This window comes from Streptomyces flavofungini (assembly GCF_041028215.1).
In the GTDB taxonomy this organism is placed as follows: Bacteria; Actinomycetota; Actinomycetes; order Streptomycetales; family Streptomycetaceae; genus Streptomyces; species Streptomyces flavofungini_B.
The window spans coordinates 1-1,453 of record NZ_JASKYR010001190.1 but is presented as its reverse complement, the minus strand read 5'-3'; the positions used below and the strand labels follow the sequence as shown (position 1 = coordinate 1,453).

Here is a 1,453-nt window from a genome sequence, read left to right as displayed (position 1 = left end):
GCGCCACGCCCTCCGTCTTCCCCTTACTCCGGGAGCCCCACGTGCGCGCACGACACCTGGCCGTCACCGCCTCCCTCGCCGCCCTGACGGCCGCGGGCCTGACGCTGCCGCTCGCCGGTACCGCGAGCGCGGCCTCCGCCCCGAAGGGCGACTTCAACGGCGACGGCTACGCCGACCTCGCCGTCGGCGTGCCCGAGGCCACGGCCGGCGGCAAGGCCGGGGCCGGTTACGTCAACGTCGTCTGGGGCGGCGCCTCCGGCCTCGGCAAGCACGGCTCCACCACTGTCAGCCAGGCCACGGCGGGCGTGCCCGGCACCGTCGAGGCGGGCGACGCGTTCGGCGCGGCCGTCGCGTCGGACGACATGAACGGCGACGGCTACACCGACCTGGTCGTCGGTACGCCCGACGAAGACGTCGACGGCACCCTGAACGCGGGCACCGTGGCCGTCGTATGGGGCTCCGCGACCGGCTTCAAGGGCGGCTTCACCGCCGCCAAGGGCAGCTCCGAGGACACCCGCTACGGAGCGCTGCTCACCACCGGCGACTTCGACAAGGACGGCGACAAGGACATCGCCCTCAGCTCGCGCGGCGAGGAGAGCGGCGCGCTGCGGATGCGGCCGGGGCCGTTCACCGCGGGCTCCCCCGGCGCGCTCACCGCCATCGAGAGCTGGCACTTCGGCGGGCCCACCGCGGTCACCTCCGGTGACTTCGACGGGGACGGCGGCGCCGACATCGCCGTGTCGTACAACGGCCTGGAGATCAGCGGCACCACGGTCCTGAACAGGGCGTCCGGCACCTGGAAGCGCACCTGGCGCTCCGCCGACAGCAGCAGGACCGCGCTGGCCACCGGCGACTTCGACGCCGACGGCACCGCCGACCTCGCCATCGGTGACGTACGGCCCAATCCCGAGGTCGAGGGGACGGCCTGCGAGGACCGCCTCGGCGGCGCCATCCTCACGGTGTACGGGAAGAAGGGCGGGGCGCTCGGCGCCGGCGGCTCCTCCTGCACCACGCAGGACTCCCCGGGCGTCGACGGCACGGCGGAGGCCGAGGACGACTTCGGCGCGCACCTCGCGGCGGCCGACCTCGACCAGGACGGCAAGGACGAGCTGACCGCCGGAGCGGACACCGAGGCGGTCGGCACCGCCAGGAGCGCGGGCACCTTCTGGTTCCTGGCCGCCTCCGGAGCGGGATCGCGTCTCGCGGGCCCCGCGTTCAGCCAGAACTCCGCGGACGTGGCGGGCACGGCGGAGACCGGCGACCGCCTCGGCGCGGCCCTCACGACCGGCGACTACAACGGCGACACCCACCCCGACCTCGCGGTCGGCGCGCCGGGCGAGGACGGCAAGGGCGGCGTCTGGTACGCCCAGACCCCGAAGGACGGCCCGAACCCGCCGATCACGTCGGTGACGCCGGGGAAGCTTGGGCTTTCGGGGGCGAAGGGGTACGGGGC

Annotated in this window: 1 protein-coding gene; it reads left to right on the top strand. The window is 74.9% G+C overall.

The genetic code is table 11. The annotated features are described in order from the left end of the window. Nucleotides 1-41: 41 nt before the first annotated feature. On the top strand, nt 42-1,453 hold a 1,412-nt coding region (locus AB8Z36_RS39630), incomplete at its 3' end, for an FG-GAP and VCBS repeat-containing protein (RefSeq protein WP_369218206.1).